Source organism: Prochlorococcus sp. MIT2304 (assembly GCF_059772405.1).
Window position 1 is genome coordinate 793902 of the sequence record NZ_CM186286.1, and the last position, 16600, is coordinate 810501.

Annotated in this window: 16 protein-coding genes; 10 read left to right on the forward strand and 6 right to left on the reverse strand. The window is 29.5% G+C overall.

The genetic code is table 11. From position 1 onward, the window contains the following. Positions 1–177 precede the first annotated feature (177 nt). From AC6EIY_RS04905 to AC6EIY_RS04915, 3 genes are all read left to right on the forward strand, one after another. A complete protein-coding gene (locus AC6EIY_RS04905; RefSeq protein WP_498507923.1) occupies positions 178–489 on the forward strand; it encodes a hypothetical protein in 312 nt (103 codons plus the stop codon). 566 nt (positions 490–1055) lie between these two features. Further along, positions 1056–2096, forward strand: coding sequence for a hypothetical protein (locus AC6EIY_RS04910; protein ID WP_498507925.1), 1041 nt, complete (start codon positions 1056–1058; stop codon positions 2094–2096). A 54-nt stretch (positions 2097–2150) separates the two neighbouring features. Then, the gene (locus tag AC6EIY_RS04915; protein WP_498507926.1) at positions 2151–2741 is read left to right on the forward strand and encodes a class I SAM-dependent methyltransferase; all 591 of its coding nucleotides are present in this window, start codon (positions 2151–2153) and stop codon (positions 2739–2741) included. Positions 2742–3132: 391 nt separating this feature from the next. On the opposite strand, the gene AC6EIY_RS04920 is transcribed toward AC6EIY_RS04915, so the two are convergent. Beyond that, positions 3133–4128 (reverse strand): glycosyltransferase family 4 protein, encoded by a 996-nt coding sequence (locus tag AC6EIY_RS04920; RefSeq protein ID WP_498507927.1) that lies wholly within the window; start codon positions 4126–4128, stop codon positions 3133–3135. Between the two features lie 116 nt (positions 4129–4244). Here AC6EIY_RS04920 and AC6EIY_RS04925 point away from each other — a divergent pair, with 116 nt between their 5' ends. The 3 genes from AC6EIY_RS04925 (at position 4245) to pseC (ending at position 7799) form a co-directional block, all read left to right on the forward strand. Continuing rightward, the gene (locus AC6EIY_RS04925; protein ID WP_498507928.1) at positions 4245–5396 is read left to right on the forward strand and encodes an AGE family epimerase/isomerase; all 1152 of its coding nucleotides are present in this window, start codon (positions 4245–4247) and stop codon (positions 5394–5396) included. 204 nt (positions 5397–5600) lie between these two features. Then, the gene (pseB, locus tag AC6EIY_RS04930; RefSeq protein ID WP_498507929.1) at positions 5601–6623 is read left to right on the forward strand and encodes a UDP-N-acetylglucosamine 4,6-dehydratase (inverting); all 1023 of its coding nucleotides are present in this window, start codon (positions 5601–5603) and stop codon (positions 6621–6623) included. Positions 6624–6629: 6 nt separating this feature from the next. Next, the gene (pseC, locus tag AC6EIY_RS04935; RefSeq protein ID WP_498507930.1) at positions 6630–7799 is read left to right on the forward strand and encodes a UDP-4-amino-4,6-dideoxy-N-acetyl-beta-L-altrosamine transaminase; all 1170 of its coding nucleotides are present in this window, start codon (positions 6630–6632) and stop codon (positions 7797–7799) included. Here pseC and AC6EIY_RS04940 read toward each other — a convergent pair. Together AC6EIY_RS04940 and AC6EIY_RS04945 are read right to left on the reverse strand one after the other, a co-directional pair. After that, on the reverse strand, positions 7793–8536 hold the full coding sequence (locus AC6EIY_RS04940; protein WP_498507931.1) for a cytidylyltransferase domain-containing protein: 744 nt from the start codon (positions 8534–8536) through the stop codon (positions 7793–7795). The genes pseC and AC6EIY_RS04940 overlap by 7 nt on opposite strands. A gap of 27 nt (positions 8537–8563) precedes the next feature. Next, positions 8564–9475 carry a Gfo/Idh/MocA family oxidoreductase gene (locus AC6EIY_RS04945; protein WP_498507932.1) on the reverse strand — a complete coding sequence of 304 codons (912 nt, stop codon included), beginning with the start codon at positions 9473–9475 and terminating at the stop codon, positions 8564–8566. A 24-nt stretch (positions 9476–9499) separates the two neighbouring features. Between AC6EIY_RS04945 and AC6EIY_RS04950 the strand changes: the two genes are divergently transcribed. After that, complete coding sequence (locus AC6EIY_RS04950) at positions 9500–10246, forward strand: class I SAM-dependent methyltransferase (RefSeq protein WP_498507933.1); 747 nt, start codon at positions 9500–9502, stop codon at positions 10244–10246. Here the strand turns inward: AC6EIY_RS04950 and AC6EIY_RS04955 are convergent. Both AC6EIY_RS04955 and AC6EIY_RS04960 read right to left on the reverse strand, forming a co-directional pair. After that, on the reverse strand, positions 10243–11562 hold the full coding sequence (locus tag AC6EIY_RS04955) for an aminotransferase class III-fold pyridoxal phosphate-dependent enzyme (RefSeq protein ID WP_498507934.1): 1320 nt from the start codon (positions 11560–11562) through the stop codon (positions 10243–10245). The two genes, AC6EIY_RS04950 and AC6EIY_RS04955, sit on opposite strands and share 4 nt — an antisense overlap. A gap of 85 nt (positions 11563–11647) precedes the next feature. Further along, on the reverse strand, positions 11648–12547 hold the full coding sequence (locus AC6EIY_RS04960; RefSeq protein WP_498507935.1) for an aldo/keto reductase: 900 nt from the start codon (positions 12545–12547) through the stop codon (positions 11648–11650). 55 nt (positions 12548–12602) lie between these two features. Between AC6EIY_RS04960 and pseI the strand changes: the two genes are divergently transcribed. Further along, positions 12603–13661, forward strand: coding sequence for a pseudaminic acid synthase (gene pseI, locus AC6EIY_RS04965; protein ID WP_498507936.1), 1059 nt, complete (start codon positions 12603–12605; stop codon positions 13659–13661). A 29-nt stretch (positions 13662–13690) separates the two neighbouring features. Here the strand turns inward: pseI and AC6EIY_RS04970 are convergent, their stop codons facing one another. Beyond that, positions 13691–14110 carry a hypothetical protein gene (locus AC6EIY_RS04970; protein ID WP_498507937.1) on the reverse strand — a complete coding sequence of 140 codons (420 nt, stop codon included), beginning with the start codon at positions 14108–14110 and terminating at the stop codon, positions 13691–13693. A 123-nt stretch (positions 14111–14233) separates the two neighbouring features. On the opposite strand from AC6EIY_RS04970, the gene AC6EIY_RS04975 reads away from it, so the two are divergent. Both AC6EIY_RS04975 and AC6EIY_RS04980 read left to right on the forward strand, forming a co-directional pair. After that, complete coding sequence (locus tag AC6EIY_RS04975; protein ID WP_498507939.1) at positions 14234–15823, forward strand: hypothetical protein; 1590 nt, start codon at positions 14234–14236, stop codon at positions 15821–15823. Continuing rightward, positions 15813–16538, forward strand: coding sequence for a class I SAM-dependent methyltransferase (locus tag AC6EIY_RS04980; RefSeq protein ID WP_498507941.1), 726 nt, complete (start codon positions 15813–15815; stop codon positions 16536–16538). Before AC6EIY_RS04975 ends, AC6EIY_RS04980 begins: the two co-directional genes overlap by 11 nt. The last annotated feature ends 62 nt before the right edge of the window (positions 16539–16600 follow it).

The window sequence follows — 16600 nt, forward strand, 5'->3', positions numbered from 1 at the left end:
TTCACGAATTACACATCAGATGTTGAGCAGTTTCGAGTCTTTTGGAAAGAAGGAAAACTATTCTCCAACTATCCGACAGATGGAATTGTCTTAACTGTTAATTCTCGAAAACTTCAAAAACAGCTAGAAAATAGATACAGCACTTGCCCTGAGTGGCAGTACGCAATTAAGGATTGAATGAAACGCTTACTACTTCCTCTAATCGCTGCTCTTGTATTGCCGATAGCTGTTAATGCAGAAAGTTACAATGCACGGTTGGCGAGGGAGCAATGGAAAACGATACAAAAGCTTCAGAGTAATGCACAAAAGTTTGCCGATATGCGTGATTACAAAGCGGCTTGTAGTAGGGAAAGGAAAGCTAATGGGTTAATAGAAATGAATTTTGAAGGACTACAAGAGATTTTTCCAAGCCTTGATATGTTTGCTTATAGAAAAGCCAGCCTAGATGCAGAAAGAGCTATGTGCAATGCGGCAAGATTATCAAATTAAACGCCTACTACTCCTTCTCGCTAATTAAATGGATAAAACAACTACTTGGCTTGTAAGAATAACTTGTGATGAAACTTCTTTCTTCCTTAGATAGAATTGATAAGCACAAAATATGCAATTAGCAGTGCATATTGTTGTATTAAAAAGTAGAACTTACAATCTTCAAGACCATTGAGGAAAATATACTTTATAATTACATTTATTATTAAGTAAGGCTGGTTAATTAAACGTCTCGCTCTCTATTTAATAACAAAGGGCAATCGTATAAAATATTTTTTAAATATATTCTTTACTTCCATAGTACTTATTGTATGATTGAAAATAGGGATTTATTAAATATCCTTAAAGTATCATATAATTGGCTTACTATAAATAAACATAATAATTGATTTTCGAAAAAGACAAGGAATCGCACCATCGTAATTCAATGAAATCTTTAAAATGTCTATTTAACCTGCTCTTTTTTGCATCTACCTTCTCTTTGAAATGTCTATTTAACCTGCTCTTTTTTGCATCTACCTTCTCTTTACGATGGCCGAATAAAAATGCCTATAGATGCTACAATTATGTCCAGAAAGAAGAAACCTTTGAAATTTACTTTTTTTAATAAGTTAAAAAAACTAATTAATAATCCTAGAAAATACCCAATAAAAGCAATTATAGAAGATCAGATTTATCACAAAATAAATGATCTTGCACACCCATCTCTATTCCCGAAGAGTATATTTGGAAAGTGCTTGGGTAACAGGAATAGATATTTTCTATATAATAATTTGTACAGTATTTACCCATTATTTGAAAGAATCATTAAGCTTGACAAAGATTACTTGAGCAATAAGAAGTCATTTAGGGGTTCCAATAAATATTCGTCTATCAATGCAACTAAGAAGACTGATATTGAAAATATAGATCATTTCCAATCACTTATCTACGAAGGAATAGAATACAGACATAATTTTCTCGACAACCAAACTGCTAGTAATATTCGGAACGAAATTAAATTGCTTAGTAAAGATAAAAACAGGACAAAATATAGTTATGATAATCAAACGTTTTTCTATAGTTTTAACTTAGAATGTATATCTTCTGAACTAATAGATAAATTAACATCAAGAGTTAATATACTGTCAGATATTCTTTTTGAGAAAGATCATTACCCAAAATGCTCACTTGAATTAATAAGGTCTGGAGATACAGATATTAAAGATCCAAATACTATCTTGCATGTTGATCGTATGATTCCTGCTCTAAAAGCATTCTACTTTCCTTTTCAAGTAAATTTAGATCAATCTCCTTTTGTCTTTTCTCCCAAATCTCATATAATTGATTTTGACCATCTTAAGAATATGCTGATTGCATATCAGAATTATGCAAAAGTAAAATCTGGACCATTTATAATGCCTGAGTCTTATGAGAGTAGATATAAAGAAAAACCTATAGTTGTGCCTTGCAATACTTTAGTTTTTGCCTTGACGAATGGATTGCATAGAAGATACGGTTTTTCTAAACCAAGCCAGCAAAGATGGTCATTTAGATTTGAATGGTATTCTTCAATTTCAAAACTAGATGCTTCTGTAAGTAAATTAAAGTCTAAGCTTAATCTTTAATACAAATAGCCCATCAGTTATAATTAAAAGATGTTAACTAGCTTTAATTAGTAGATGCCTTTTAATATTCTAAATAGAGCCTTAGTTGCTTTAAATATAAAGCTCAATTTCCCTCATAACCGATCAAAGTATTTGAAGCAAATAATATCTCAGAATTTTGATGAACCATCAATTATGGAGATAGGTGTTTTCGAGGGGGACCTGTCTTGGGATGTATTTGTTAAGTTGGAACCTAAACTCTTAGCCCTTGTTGACCCTTACAGGCACTATCATTTAAATAGACATGACCATGATATCGAAAAATTAGATCAGCGTTATAATCGAGTTAAGAAACGTTTTAAAAATTTTTCTAACTGTAAGATATTTAGAAATACTTTAGAGGAAGTTATTCAACAAAAGAAATTCCCAGCTGGCACATTTGATATTATATATATTGATGGAGATCATTCTTTTGAAGGGGCATATAATGATTTGATTAATTCAGAAAAACTATTAACTAAATCTGGATTTATTATTTTAGATGATTACGGAGACTTTCAATCATATGGAATAAGGAAAGCCGTAAACCAATTTCTAGCAGAATACATGAATTACTATATATTTGGTCTGCAATATAATCAATTAGTTTTAAAAAGATTCAATTAATGATTAGATAATTATACTTCAATATATTCTTAATCCTCATTAAATTTTTAGATTAAATTTGGTCAGATTGTTATTTATAATTTTTTCTTTGATTGAGAAATGTTTTCAATAAATAAAAAAAGAGGAGAATAATTGAATTGATATTGCTCTTGAATAAAAGGTTTAATAATAACTTTAGCAAATTTCTCGATCATTATAAATAAAATCATTGCACATATGAAATACTATAATTACGTAAATATTTATATAATTACGAAAAAGAAATATCTAATAAGATGTTCTCCAATTTAATTCAAAAAATAGTAACTTGATACAAACAAATCAAGATTTAAATCTTATTATTAAGAACACGAACATACACTTAAGATTAATATATTATTATCAAAAAAGTTTAGCTTTTATAGATTAACAAAGATATTAATCCTGATAAGATGGAAAGCAAATAAATAAGTAAAACACTTTGCTTATGATTCAAACCAATATCAAGCAATCTATGATGAATGTGACTTCTATCTGGCAAAAAAGGTGATTTACCTTTAATAACTCTAGAGAATATGACATATAGCATGTCAATAATTGGAATAAAAATAATTAAGATAGGTATTATAGGGTTAATTTTTAATGGTACTAATGTGTTAAGACTGTAAACAGATGAACTATTCGAAAAAACAAGAATACTTGTAACTGCCAAACTATAACCTAGAAAATTAGACCCACCATCTCCCATATATATTTTCGCAGGATAAAAGTTATAGAATAGGAATGCAAAAGATGAACCCCCAAGAGAACTTGATATTATTGCTGGAGCGATTAGAGATTGCTCAAGTGAAAAATAGAAAAGAAGCAAAAAAGATATAAAAGAAACACCTGAAGCTAATCCATCTAAGCCATCTATCCAATTAATTGCATTTGCAAGTCCAACTATCCATAATACAATGAACACAAAAGCGATAAATGAGGGAAGGATGAAGGCATCTATATTAACTCCCAACCATGACATATCAATAGTGTATACATGTAAGTTTTTATTAGAAATAACAACTGCGTAAGCAATCTGAAGTGTCAACCTGATAAATGGAGATACCTGATAAATATCATCCCAAAAACCTATAAGAAAATATATAGCAGCTCCAAATAATAGAGCTAAAAGATAAGAATCAAAGAATAAATCTTTATTCCATATTGCAATACCAACTAAGGAGACTAAAAAACCTATAAATATAGCCAGACCTCCAACCCTTACAACTGGAACACTATGTAACTTTCTTTCATCTGGTTTATCTGTTAAATCAATCAAATTGGCAATATTTTTAATTCTAGGCACAAAACTCCAAGTAACTAGGAAAGCTAGAGAGAAAGAAAGTAATGATAATATTTTTAAAGACAACTTTAATAGTAGATAGACATAAAGGCTGTTAGAGTTACTAGGTATCAAAGTTCACCATTCAGTATTCTTGATTTCATAATTACTAAATTCATGAATTTTATACAAAAATAAATAAAATGTATTCAGATATTGATTTTCTGAAGAACTGGCTAATTGAAACTTCAATTCCCTTTTGGAGCAAAAAAGGTACGGATTTAATTAATGGTGGGTTTTTCGAATCTATTGATAAGAGCGGGGAGCCTATCCAAGCCACAAGAAGATCTATGCTAGTTGCAAGACAAATCTATTCTTTTTGCCTACTTCAGAATAAAACAGAAATAACAAACTATGATTACATTGTCCAACATGGACTAAATTTTTTAGAAAAGAATCTAATTAATAATGGTCAATTATATTTTAGTATAAATATAAAAACTAAAGAAATAGACAAAACACATGATACTTATGCATATTCATTTGCTCTACTTGCGTTTTCTGAACTGGCGAAGCAATCCAAATATTTTTCGAAAGCAATTAAACTTGCCAATCAGCTTATAAATAAACTAACTACAAATTGGAAACACAATAAACTTGGTTTTTTAGAGGATAGGAAAATTAGCCCATATCTTAGATCAAATACACATATGCATTTATTAGAAGCATTTTTAGCATGGGAAGATATAAGTTATGAAATGAATAATATATGGAAAATTCTTTCGGATGAAATTGTTATTCTCTCATCTAAAAAATTAATAAATAAAGACAAAGGGTTTATTTCAGAATTCTTTGATCAAAACTGGAATGTTACTAATGAAAGAAAAAATCAAATAGTTGAACCTGGACACCAATTTGAATGGGGATGGCTATTAATGAGATACGGTTTAAACAGAAGAAATAAGTTAATTCAGAAATATGCTTTAAAGCTTATTCAGCTTGGTGAGGAATATGGAGTGGACAAGTCGAGAAATATAGCAATAAATTCCCTCAATATAGATCTTTCAAAAAGGGATCTAAGTGCAAAGTTATGGCCACAAACTGAGAGAATTAAAGCATGGAAGATTATTACTGATAACTCAGAATTAATTCACTTCGATAAGAAGCAATCTCAGCTAAACCTAGAGAAGGCTTTAATCTCAATAAAGAGATATTTGAATTTTCCAATAAATGGATTGTGGCATGAGATTATGCTTGAAGATAATACTTTTTCTAGTAATGAAGCTAGAGCAAGCACTCTTTATCACATAACACTTGCAATTATTCAATTAATGAATCATGAAATGAATAAATAAACCTAAAAAATTAAAAAAAATATAAATTAATAATAAGAATTTTACATCTTTTAATTTGTCTTAAAGAAGAAGCTTCAATGATTTATATTTAAAGCTCCCATCTCACTAACTCCAAAATGATAAAATAAACCATCATTAACTTATTATGTCTAATTACCCAAGATAGTTAGATAATTATTCTTTTCTATTTCAGAGCTAAGAAAGATGAAACTTGATGAAAATGTAAAAAGCATTCTAATTACTGGAGGTACTGGAAGTTTTGGTAAATCGTTTATAAAAAAATGTCTAAACAACAATCCCCATATTGAGCGTTTGGTGATATATAGCCGTGATGAGCTGAAGCAATGGGAAATGCAAGAAATGTATCCAGAAAAAGAATTTCCGCAATTAAGATTTTTTTTAGGTGATGTTAGAGATAAAGAAAGGCTCTCACTTGCCGCTGAAGGTATTGATACCATTATTCACGCTGCAGCATTAAAGCAAGTTCCTAAAGCGGAATACAATCCAATGGAGTTTGTTAAAACAAACGTTTTAGGAGCACAAAATGTTATTGAGGCATCTCTAAATAATAAAGTAAATAAAGTAATAGCTCTTAGTACTGACAAAGCATCTGCCCCTATAAATTTATATGGAGCTACTAAGCTTTGTTCGGATAAACTTTTTGTAGCAGCAAATAATATAAAAGGCAATAGAGATTTAGTTTTCTCAGTTGTTCGCTATGGAAATGTTATGGGATCAAGGGGTTCCGTAATTCCTTTTTTTCTAAACAAGTTCAAAGAAGGTGTTTTACCAATAACGGATGAGAGAATGACTAGATTTAACATCACGTTAGATGATGCAACAGATTTTGTTGGTTGGTGTCTTAAAAACTCTTTAGGCGGCGAAATTTTTGTACCTAAAATATCAAGTTATAAAATAACCGTAGTGGCAGATGCAATTGGTCCAAATTGTAAGAAAATAATTACTGGTATTAGACCAGGAGAAAAAATAAATGAAGAAATGGTTACGGAATCTGACAGTCACTCAACAATTGACTTGGAGAAATGTTATGCGATTCTTCCATCAGACGGTAGTGTAGAAAAAAAATATTCTAACAATAATATTAGTTATAAAAAAGTTAAGTCCGGTTTTGTCTATAGGTCAGATAAAAACAGAGATTTTCTTAGCAAAGAAGAAATAATAGAACTGATTAAATTACATATAGATAAAGATTTTAAATCCAAATAATATCTAGTGGAACATTTTATACCCTACGGCAAGCAAAATATTACCAAGGACGACATCCGCGCTGTAGAGAAGGTGCTTAAGAGTGATTTCCTTACTCAAGGGCCAGTAATAGAAAAATTTGAAAATGCTCTTAGTAAGAAAACAAATGCATTACATTCAATATCCACTAATAGCGCTACCAGCGCTCTACATCTTTCATGTTTAGCGCTTGGTCTCAAGACTGGGAAAACACTATGGACTTCTCCTATTACATTTGTTGCTTCAGCTAATTGTGCAAGGTACTGCAATGCAAATATTGATTTTGTGGATATTGATGAAACCTCTGGTCTTATAAGTGTAGAAAAACTTGAGGAAAAACTAGAAAATTCAGAATTAAATAATAAATTACCTCACATATTATTAGTAGTACATCTTGGCGGCTCTAGTTGTAATATGAAAGCTATTTATAAACTTTCTCAAAGATATGGTTTTGAAATAATAGAAGATGCAAGTCACGCAATAGGTGGATCTTATTGTTCAGAACCAATTGGAAGCTGTAAATATAGTAGATTAACTGTATTTAGTTTTCATCCAGTAAAAATAATAACGACAGGTGAAGGAGGAGTAGTAACAACTAATGATGATGATTTAGCAGAAAAGATTAGAGATTTAAGAAGTCATGGAATCATTAAAGACGAAAAAAGATTTAGATATAAAAGTAATGGACCATGGACTTATGAACAACATTATTTAGGTTTTAATTATAGGCTAACTGATATTCAAGCAGCTCTAGGATTATCTCAATTAGAAAGATTAGAAAAAATAATAACAAAAAGAAACAAACTAAGATTAAAATATTGCTCAGAGTTAGCTAATTTACCCCTAAAACCGCTAGTAATACCGGAAGAGGTTATTTCAGCATGTCATCTTTTTATTATTAGGCTAAATAATAAAAGCTATAAGCACCATAGGCATGTGTTTGAAGAGCTTCGCAAAAAAAGAATTGGTGTTCAACTCCACTATAATGCTGTTCATTTAAACCCATACTATAGAGAATTAGGTTTCAAAGAAAATGACTTCCCTAATGCTGAAGCTTATAGCAGAAATGCAATATCACTTCCTTTATACCCAGAATTAAAAGAAATAGACCAGCACAGAATTATAAAATCGTTAGATGATATTTTACGAGATCAATGAATATAAATACTATTATATTTAACAAGTTCTGGTCTGTTTTTTAAAAAGCTAATTATATTCTCAGTGACATACTGGGGACCAAAGGTTGGATAAAGATTATTAATTATCGAAGAGATAACATGAAAATCATTTAAATAATCAAGAGTCCAACGATAGGTTTTAAATCCATTATCTGGATCGGTAAAATTTAAAAATCTTCTATTTGTTCCCCAGAAATATGGAACAACATGTTCACGATATACTAAATCATTAGCGTTCTTCTCGGCGTCAATTAATGAATTAATATCCATAACATCAACATCCAATCCATCTGGAAAAGTTAAAGGAAAACGATTAGTTACAAGCTCAAAATTGGGATATTTATTAATAAAAAGCTCAATAGCATGGTCAACGATTCTATAATCAATCAATGGACAATCTGCAGTAATTCTTACAACAATTTCAGCATTAAACTTTAAAGCTGCTAATTTGTACCTGTTAAGCACATCATTTTCACTGCCTCTAAAACAAGATATATTATTCTGAATACAGAAACATTCTATTGCATCATCAAGAGGTTCTGAAGAGGTAGCAATTACTATTTTTTTTATATGCCTTGAAATCTTAATTCGCTCTATCAAATGAAGGAGAATAGGCTTATTAAAGGATGACATCATAACTTTACCAGGTAATCTATTTGAACCCATTCTTGCTTGAACGATAGCCACGATTGAACTATCAAAAGAAATATTTTTCATATAATTAGAATAATAAAAAAAGAATCATTAAGTGCCGGACTCAAGTAGTGAGACAGTTTTAATTACAAAATTCGGATTCAAAGGTTTTCGCTTACCTTTAATTATATTGACAAAGTTTTCAAGAGTATTTCTAAATGAAAGGAAAGAATCAGTAAAGGAATATATAAAAACAGAGTCATCTATTAAAAACTCAAAAACAGGTTTTGAATTAAATTCTAAATCTGTTATAAGATTTAAATCTGTATTTTCAGAAGATCTCAAGGACAATTTAGTTATAGAATTAGAGGAAAATTTATCTATAACTTTAAACTCTTGATCCCAATCAATAAAATGTTTTAGAATGGGCTCAATTAAATGCATAGAATAAGTATCCCATTTACCCTTTATTTTAGCATTTATTGATTTAATTTTACCGTGTTTCTTTAAAAAATTTGAAAATTCAATTAAGCTTGGTGAAAATGATAGAGATGAACTTGTATAAACCAAATCAGTATTTTTACAATTATTATAAATTAATTTAGCAGTATCAACTTTTAAAGCAAAAGGTTTATCAATAAATATTGGTATTCCAAGTTTAATAAATTCCAATGAATTTTTTAAATGATTTTTTGAATCATCTCTGGCTAGAAGTATCGCGTCAACATTGTTAATTAAATCCAATTTATTATGAACTATATTGGGTATTAGCGAACACTTTGCAATATCTTTTGAAAGGCTTAAATCTTGAGTCCATATATGAGTTACATTAGCTAATTCAAGAAAATCATCGGGAAACTTTTGATTTGATAGATACTGAGGTATTACAGGGAATGGGCAAGCTAACATTTCTACATAATCATAACCATTAAAAATTGCTGACCAAGAATAAGGGTGTCCATTCCCTTCACTAGAGCCAATAACACCTAGACGTATGGGATGGATCTTGCTTAACAAATTCATTTATTTTTTATTATCATCAAAATAATGTTAATATATAAAAAGGAAGTAAGTAAATTATTTATGGTTAAGTACAAAAACAAAACATCATATGAATACCATAAGAGACAACTTGAAAAGACATATGAAAGCACGAAAAAGCTTACAGAGTTTGCTAAAAGTATCCTGAATGAGAAAGTTGATTATACTTTATTAGATATAGCTTGTGGTAGTGGTTCCAATATTATAGAACTATCTAAATGTTTTTCGAATATTAACTATTATGGAATTGACATTTCCAATGAAGCAATAACATTAGGCAATAACTTCATTGAAAGCAATAATATTAAAAATATTTCTTTGATTCAAGGTGATTTATATGATATAAAAAGCAGTTTAAATTTTAAACCCGATATTTCTATTTTCATTCAAACATTATTTGCTATTGACGAACCATTTGAGGCCTTAGACAAGATAATGGAGGTGACTAATAAATACTTAATTATAAACTCATTATTTACTCATGACAGTATTTACATTACTACATCTGCTAAGGATATAATCAATAACAAAGAATACAAATTTAATATAATTCCCATAATTGAACTTGAAAACTATTTAAGAAAATACAATTCAAAAATTATTAAGATTGAGGACTTTATTATGCCTTTTGATCTCCCTCGTAAAACGAATGGTCTTCAAAGTTATACCAAGAGAGAACTAGATGGTACCAGATTAACGTTTACAAGTCAGATTTATTTACCTTGGAAATTTATAGCGATAGAGATCAACTAGCTTGGTCTGGTTAGAATAGGCTGTATAACTTCACCTTCAATACGTGATAAAACACTATCAGTTTCAATAGCTTTCTGAAGAATTGAAAGAGCGTCATTGTATACTTCTAATACTAAATTAATATGCTCATCTTTATGAGCAAAAGAAATTGCATGAGATCCTGCTATTAAAACGCCTCTCTTAATTACTTCCTGTTGAAATAGACTTTTTAAATTATAATCAAATTTATTATCGTAATCTGGTTTGTAAAAACCCAAAACTGTTCTAACAGCAGAGCCATTAAGTTTAACAAAATCTTCTAAATTATATTCGCTAACTAATGATTCCATACCAGTTTTAAGCTTTGAACCCATTTTCCAAAGATGATCTATTGTTTTATATTTTTGTGTGCAAATCAAAGAAGCTTTAGCTGCGGCCAAAGAAACTGGCTCACCACCAAATGTAAAACTAAAGAATACATCTTCTAAAACTTCCATACATTCTTTTTTTCCAACCAATGCAGATAAAGGAGATCCATTAGAAATACCTTTACCAAAGGTAACCATATCTGCATCTATATTAAAATATTCTCTTGCACCGCCGGTCGACAATCTGAATCCGTTGATAATCTCATCAAATATCAATATAGCTCCATACTTATGTGTGACCTCTTCGATAATATTTAAAAATTCTTTCTCTGGAAATGTAGTAGTCATTCCCTCCATAATCACGCAAGCAACATTATTACCCTCTCTTTTCATTAAATCTACAAAACCCTCTGAATCATTAAAATCAAAAAGTAAACAAAGTTCTTTGTTTATCTCGGGCACACCTAAGTTTCTCTCAGTATGGCAGTTATACCAATCATGCCATCCATGATAACTTCCAGAGCATCTAACTACTTTTGTTCTACCAGTTAAAGCTCTAGCTGTTTTTACTGCTGCTGTTGTTACATCAGAACCATTTTTACCAAAACGAACCATATCAGCCCATGGATTTAATTCCAATAATAATTCTGTTACTTCTATTTCTAAAGGATGCATTAGGCTAAGATTTTGACCTTTAATAGCTTGCTGATTAATAGCCTCTACGACTTCTGGGAACCCATATCCCAAAGTGACTGACCACAACCCCATCATTAGATCAAGATACTTGTTTTGGTCAACATCCCAAATATGACAACCCTCTCCTCTCTCAACATAGATTGGAGCTATTCCCTGCACAAACTGGGAAGGTCCTTTAGAGAGAGTTTGAGTGGTTGTAGGTATTATTTTTCTAGCTTTTCTGATAAGTTTGTTAGATTTAGCTAATGATCTATGAGCAGGAATAATATTCATTTAATTATTTGGACGAATTAAAATATTATATATCTATATAAATCATAAACTAAAGAAATTTATTAAAAGCATTCATTCTTTCATTTTATCTAGGCCAGAAGCGAGGATCTACAAATTCAATATCATCTATGTTCCAAATAGTATAATCAGAAGGTGATTCACTATAAATTTGACTCCAAGAATTCATGAATTGATTTAATTCAGAAGATGAAGAGATACCAAATATAACTGTATCAACAAATGACAAAGACTTAATAAAGCTCAGAGATAAGTCCAATAACGAAATTTTCCTTTTTGCGCAAAGATCCTCAAGCATTAAATGCTTAGATAAAAAATCTTTTTTTATCCAATTAGGCCATTTACTTGACTTAAGAAGAAGAAGTCCTTGTAGAAAAATACTACGTACGTGAATTGTGCAATTAGAACTTAAAAGCTTTTCTATTGTCCCATCAAGAAGGAGGTTTTGATTATACAATGAAAAGGGAATTTGAACAATATCAAAAACACTTAAGTCAACATTTTTTATATCTATACCGTCGTATATTGATAGGCCTACATATGAAACAAGGCCATCTTTCTTTATTTTAGAAAACCAATTATAAAGAATATTCACATTTTTGTTAGTTAAGCATGAAGGAGAATGTAAAAGCAAAGAATCTATTGATCTAAGTGATAGTGATGATAATATGTTTTCAAGTTCTTTATCCCAATTTTCTTCATCAATTAGGCTGAAATCTCTAATGTTTTCTTCTTTAAATTTAGAAATAATCTTAAAATTAATTTTCTCAGTCAAGCATTTTCCTATAGTCTCCTGTGCGTCACCATAAGCTTTTGCCGTATCAAGATAATTAATTCCAAACTTTGATGCTAAATTTAAAACAGACCTTACTGAGTCAAAAGGTAATTTACCATTGACATTTGTAATCCCATAATTTGATCCAAACTGAGCAGTCCCAAGACAAAGTTTTGGAAGAAAAATAGACATCTAAAAATTCTTTAATCATATTCTATTGTTAGTAAATAAAAAAGTAATTAGGACCATGTCGATTAATCAGATTTGCTTGGATGGTAAAAAGGTAGGAATAGGTAGAAAACCATATATTGTAGCTGAGATGTCAGGCAATCACAATGGAAAGCTAGAAAGGGCCCTAAAAATCATTGAGGTCGCTAAAGAATGCGGAGCAGACGCAGTAAAAATACAAACTTATAGACCTAATACAATTACAATTGATCACGACGGTAAAGATTTTATAAAACAAAGTGGTCTTTGGAAAGGAAGAAAACTTTATGATATCTACGAAGAAGCTCATACACCATGGGAGTGGCATGAAAAGATCTTTACTTTTGGTAAAGAGATTGGAATCACAATTTTTTCATCTCCATTTGATAATAAAGCTATAAATTTATTAGAGAAATTAGGTAATCCTATATATAAAATTGCATCGCCCGAACTTATAGATTTACCGTTAATAGAATCTGTATCAAAAACTAAAAAGCCAATCATAATGTCTACAGGGATGGCAACATTATCTGAAATTACAGAAGCTATAAACACTGCTAAAGATAATGAAGCAAAGGATATTATTATCCTTCATTGTACATCTGCTTATCCAACTCCTATAGGAGACTCTAATCTAAGAACAATGTTAGAAATATCAAAAAAGTTCAACGTACATGTAGGTCTATCAGATCATACGGAGGGGACAATAGTACCAATAGCAGCATCAGCATTGGGAGCCATCCTTATTGAAAAGCACTTTACATTAAATAAAAAAGATGGAGGAATTGATAGTAAGTTTTCGATTGAACCTAATGAATTAAAAGAATTGGTAATACAGGCGTCAAATGTATCAGCAGCATTGGGTAAAGTAGTTTTTCAGCCTATTGATTCAGAAAAATTAGTATTAAGAAACCGAAGATCTTTATATGCCGTAAAAGCAATAAAAAAAGGTGAAAAACTAACTGCAGATAATATTAAATCTATTAGACCTGGAAATGGAATGTTACCCAAACTAATTAAAGAAGTCCTAGGGAAAAAAGCAAAAAGACAAATCAAATATGGAGAACCTTTATCAAAAGATATGATTGAAGATTTATAGGTAAAATAATAATGTTTTACTATCTAAATTTAAGAAACTATTGGCATTTTTCTATAACTAATCTTTGATACTTGAAAGCCTAACTCAGAGAGAATACTATTCATAAAGGAATCATCTGGATGAACATTATAGAAAAAGTAACTAGGCCTAACACTCAAGATTGGTATTTGTGGCTTCTCGGTAGACTCCAAAATGTTAATACTTTCAGCTATAAAATCTAGATAATCACTTAGAAAGTGTACACCAACACTATTATCAATATTAATATATATAGATCCAATATTAATAGAGCTAAGTTTCACAAGAAACCATTTATAATAAGGATGAGAGCGGACAAAATTTGAATGTTCTTCATAAGTTGGAAGTTTTTTATGACTTATAAAAAACTTCCTTTGACTAAGTAACTTGTACAAGAAATCAATATCAGACTTTGACGGCTCTGAATTCAATTGAGACAAGAAAAGACTATCCATGCAAAAGATTCATATAAATGCACAATAGTAAAAGTGGATTGAAAAAGTTAATTAATCATGATAAATTAAAGTTATGTAAGCTTTTGAATACAAATAAATATGCAAGCAAAAAAGAAAATATTAGTTATATCCTATGAAAATGAAGGTTGTAAAATACTTAGCTTAACTAAAAACCTAAGAGAATTAGATTACAATTGCCTAATCATTGAAGGTGCTGAAAGTACCGCAACAGAATTTGATCAAATGCCAAGGGATGATTATATAGGTATTGACATACCTATAAAAAGATTTAACAAGAAGTTAAAAGAAAGAAAATTAAGTAAAGATCTATGGAAAAGACTTTCTCTAATTGAAAAAAATAAAATAAATGGAAGAAGTATAAGGCAACTTTTGAGGACATCTCCAACTTTCTATGATGATCACCATTCAAGAAAGCCATTTTACAATATTCCAAATAATGATCAATTAAGACTTGGCTTAGCACTAGAAATAATAGAATGGTATATGGAGATAATTGAGACATTTAAACCTGATTTATGTATTTGTATATTGGGAAATTGTTTCCTTAAAGTTTTATCAGCTTCAATGTCTAAATACTATAAATATAAATATTGTTGCTTATCGCACTCTAGAATAACGAGCTATATTGCTCCATTAGATAGAAATTTTGTACCTATTAAAAACCTAGAAGAAGAGAAACTTAAATATCTAAATGTTGCCAAAAAATTATTGAAAAGGAATAAATTAGAAACTATAACATATAAAAAATTAGCAACCAAGAACAATTATCATCATAAAAATTATGATATTATATTTACTATAAAAGTAATACTAAAAAATTTAAAATATTTATTTATTAGAATACTTCAATTACTCAAAATAAGCATAATTATAAAAACCAAAAAAGCTAAAAGAAAATTAGACAGATTAGAAACACTACCTAATCTAAAGTTCTTTTATTCTGATCCTATAAAAGTCTTTAGATTTTTCGTTAATCGTTATACCAGGAAATCCTTAATAGAAATAAAAAAAAATAAAATTTTCAGTGATGAGAAATTTGTTATCAAAGAAATTGAGTCCGGTTTTAAATATATATTATTCACTATGCATGTTTTACCTGAATCCAGTACATTAACATTTTCCAAAAAATACTATGAAGAGGATTATATAAAGGATATTTCAACATTGCTTCCAATAGGATATAAGCTACTTGTTAAAGAAGCGAGAGAAATGATAGGTGATAGAGAAATTGTATTTTATAAACGTATGAAGGCTCTGGGTAATATAGTACTTTTAAATCCAGATACTTCTCCTCAAAAGACTCTATCTTTAGTTGAAGGCGTCATAGGCATATCAGGGACTTCCATATTAGAAGGAATAATGGGTGGATTACCATGCGCTTGTATAGGTATGCCAGAGTTCAAAGAATTAATCCGAGAGGAATATCAAGGAGATTCAGGAATACAAAACTTTATATCAGATCTAAGCTCGGATAAAATAAAGTATTTCTCAGAAAAAAAAGTATTAAATTATATCGCCAATATTTGCAGCTGGGGTATAAAATGGAATTATAATGAATGGAGATCTATGGCAAATAATGGTTCTAATAATGATATTTTGAATTCAAAATCAAATATTATTACATCAATTTCTAATTTTATAGAAAAAAGTTTTAATTATGATTTTTAAAAGTTCATTAATAAAAAATTTTAAAAACTTAAAAGTAAGTTTAAAAGTATTTAATATAATTCTAATAAGATTAAAGTTATTAATTAATCCTCTAGGTTATGAACAGTTTTTACGAAGACTACCTGAAAAATCGCGCATACTAGATATTGGTTGTGGTAATAATTCTCCGCAAAAAGTAAAAAAGATACTACCTAAATGTCATTATATTGGTATCGATATAATGGATTATAACCAAAGCTCACAAAGATTAGCGGATGAATATTACCTTGTAGATCGTAATGATTTTATTAAATGTATTAATCAACAATCAAATATTGACGTAGTTATCTCATACCATAATATTGAACATGTTGATAATAGAATCGCATGTCTAAAAGCTATACTAAATTCTCTTAGACAAGGTGGTATTATCTATCTTGTAACACCATCTGAAAAGTCAGTAAATTTTCCATCAAGAGAAGGAACCCTTAATTATTATGATGATAAAACTCACAAATCTAATCCGGTTTCATTTAAATGGCTAAAAGATGAGATCTTAAGTTCAAATTTCACAATAATAAAATCCATAAGAGAATATAAGCCATTAATTTTTTACTTAATAGGATTTTTAAAGGAATTACAATCTCCAAAATTAGCTACTTTTTATTCATGGTGTTACTACGGCTTTGAAACGATAATTATTGCGAAAAAAAAAAAGGAATTAATATATGCTTAAAAAGGTAATCAATTTAATCATAAGATTTCTATTAATTATTGAGGATACATATATAATAATTA